2 protein-coding genes are annotated in these 2,709 nt (G+C 55.4%); both read left to right on the top strand.

Translation table 11 applies throughout. The features are described 5' to 3' along the window. The first annotated feature begins 471 nt into the window (after positions 1-471). Complete coding sequence (locus QZR21_RS08920; RefSeq protein WP_296098533.1) at positions 472-1,605, top strand: hypothetical protein; 1,134 nt, start codon at positions 472-474, stop codon at positions 1,603-1,605. A 22-nt stretch (positions 1,606-1,627) separates the two neighbouring features. Continuing rightward, complete coding sequence (locus QZR21_RS08915) at positions 1,628-2,425, top strand: undecaprenyl-diphosphate phosphatase (protein WP_296098537.1); 798 nt, start codon at positions 1,628-1,630, stop codon at positions 2,423-2,425. Positions 2,426-2,709 lie beyond the last annotated feature (284 nt).

Here is a 2,709-nt window from a genome sequence, read left to right as displayed (position 1 = left end):
GCGGCGCTTCCCAATCTGTGCGCCGCCACCACCATTCCTCATTCCTCATTCCTAATTTTTCCAAGCCCCGCCCGTTCGCATGACACTCAGCCACCCGACACCCGGCCCGAAGGGTCTGATCAGCTCAAGGCTCAAGGCCCCGCCCGTACGTACGAATGCTAAACGGTTTCAGCGCCGCAGGCGAATCAGTTTTCCTGGGAGCCAGCAGCTAACAGCGAGAGGCCTCCGTCCGTTCACATATCACTCAGCCACAGGATCCCGCGGCGGAGCCGCTGGAGATCTAGACCTAGATCTAGATCTAGATCTAGACCCCCAGGGCCTCCGGCCCCATCTTTCTCGATCTCATGCCCCCTAAACATTATATAAACACTTTCTTACAAAACGTTTCCATTTTCCACTCTCTCCTTGACAGGAGTAAGCAATGCTAGCATAATAAACAGGTATGGATTTGATGACCGGAGGAGGCTGTCTATGAAAAATACGGTGAAAATGGCGGTCATGGCCGCTCTGCTTTCTGGCTTTATTTTTTCAGCCGGTTCCCTGGCGGTGGCGGGGGCTGACCTGGCTCCTGCGTCCCGCGCAGGGCAGGGGACCGGGGCGGCCCTTTCCGCCGGCAGCGCTTCTCCGGCCGGGAAGGATGCCGCTTCCAAGGCCAAGGCTCCGGAGAAGAAGGACGCCGAGAAGGAGGCCCTTCTTCCGGTGGACGGCTCTCCGCTGAAGGATGCCGACTTCTCCCTGGATTCGGTGAAGCTGGGGGATTCCATGGCCCGGGCGGAAAAAGCCTGGGGGAAGGAGGAAACCATTTCCCACAGCAGCACGAAGGATACCTACGGATGGGAAGGGGTAGAGGCCAGCGGCTATATTTCCCTGCTCCAGCTCTATTCCCACCGGAAGGACCTGCCCCGGGACTTTGACCTGCCGGGGAAGGGAATTACCGAAATCACGGTGGATGGTGGAAAATTCACCACGAACCGGGGCATCCATGCAGGCAGCAGCCGGGAAAACGTCCTCCGCCGGTACGGCCGGCCGTCCCAGGTCCTCTGGGATGGGGAAAATAAGGAGTTCTACATGCTCTATGAAATGGGGAAGAAAGAGCTCACCTTCGTCATCGAAAAAGACCGGGTTTCCCGGATTTCCATGAGAGTGGTGGGGAAGAAGGAAAATGGCGTTCCCAGATCCTATGAAGATGTGAAGAGCGGCTCCTTCCTGCCGGAACGGGATTTCCATATCGCCGGCTATGAACTGGGGAAACAGTTCGAATCCCACAATTTCGAAGAATGGGAAAAGAAGATGGCCAATCCCCGGGAGGAAATCTGGTATTACTCGGGCTATGCGGTGCGCCTCACGGCGAAGAGCCGCATTATTTCCGCCCTCTTCCTCACGGACAACCGGATGGTGACGCCCAAGGGACTCACCCTGGGGGACGATGTGGCCACGGTGGACCTGGTCTACGGGAAACCCCACCGCATCGAAATGGATGTGTCCGGCTCCGAGCCGAAAACGTCCTACATTTACTTTTCCAAAGGGAAAAGCCATGTGCTCATTATTAATTTTGTAAAGAATAAAGTAGAAGGGATCGTGAGCGCCGTGAATCCCACACGGTGACTCCTGATGTAAAGGTGTTAGAGTGTACGAATATTTCTGTGCGTTAATTGTCGGTATCGTAGAAGGGCTTACGGAATACATCCCGGTATCCTCTACGGGCCATATGATCATCGTAGGCCACATGCTGGGCTTCGAGGGACCCCTGGCGGACCTGTTCGACGTATTTATCCAGCTGGGCGCCATCCTGTCGGTGCTGGTAGTGTACCATGATAAATTTACCTATATCCTGAATACCCATCACTGGTTCCGCAAAAAGGGACCCTCCGTATTCAACCTGTGCGTAGCCATGTTCCCGGCCTGCCTCATGGGCCTCCTGTTCCACGGCTTCATCAAGCATAAGCTCTTCAGCCCCACCACCGTCATCGTCGGCCTCGTGCTGGGCGGCATTTTCATGATCGTTGCCGAAAAGACGAGAAAAGGAAAACCCTTTGCCATTACCGACGTGGACAAGATCAATACAAGACAGTCCTTCATCATCGGTCTCTTCCAGTGCCTGTCCCTCTGGCCCGGCTTCTCCCGGAGCGGCAGCACCATCGCCGGCAGCCTTCTTCTGGGCATCTCCAGAAAGGCCGGCGCCGACTTCACCTTCATCATGGCAGTGCCCCTCATGTTCCTGGCCTGCTTCTACGACCTCCTGAAGGTCATCGGAAACCTGTCCTTCTCGGACCTCGGCGTCCTGGCGGTAGGCTTCTTCACCGCCTTCGTGGTGGCCTACGCCTCCATCCTCTGGTTCCTGAAATTCCTGAATACATCCACCTTGACAGGCTTCGCCATTTACCGCTTCTTCGTGGCCGCCTTCGCGCTGGTCTATTTCTGGTAATCTTTGAACCTCTGGCCGTGAAAAATGAACCATCATTTTTCACGGCTTTTTTATATGGTTGAGTGTTGTGCGGACGGATGGGGGCTTGGAAAAGTTAGGAATTAGGAATGAGGAGTGAGGAATGGTGGTGGCGGCGCACAGATTGGGAAGCGCCGCCTTATGAAACACGACGGCGGCTTCGCCGCACTAATGACTCACACCCCACATCGTCATCTCGAGCGGTGGTAGTATGCTATGTGTCACAACAAGTAAGAATCGCTACAGCTTCGACGAGTCGAGAGATC

It is taken from the genome of uncultured Dialister sp. (assembly GCF_900541605.1).
Lineage (GTDB): Bacteria > Bacillota > Negativicutes > Veillonellales > Dialisteraceae > Dialister.
Note: the sequence above shows the minus strand (reverse complement) of the source record. Positions and strands in the feature narration are given on the sequence as shown.

Bases quoted from the DNA above. Each gene is read 5' to 3' on its own strand.
- QZR21_RS08920 (WP_296098533.1), top strand. From the start codon at position 472: ATGAAAAATACGGTGAAAATGGCGGTCATGGCCGCTCTGCTTTCTGGC.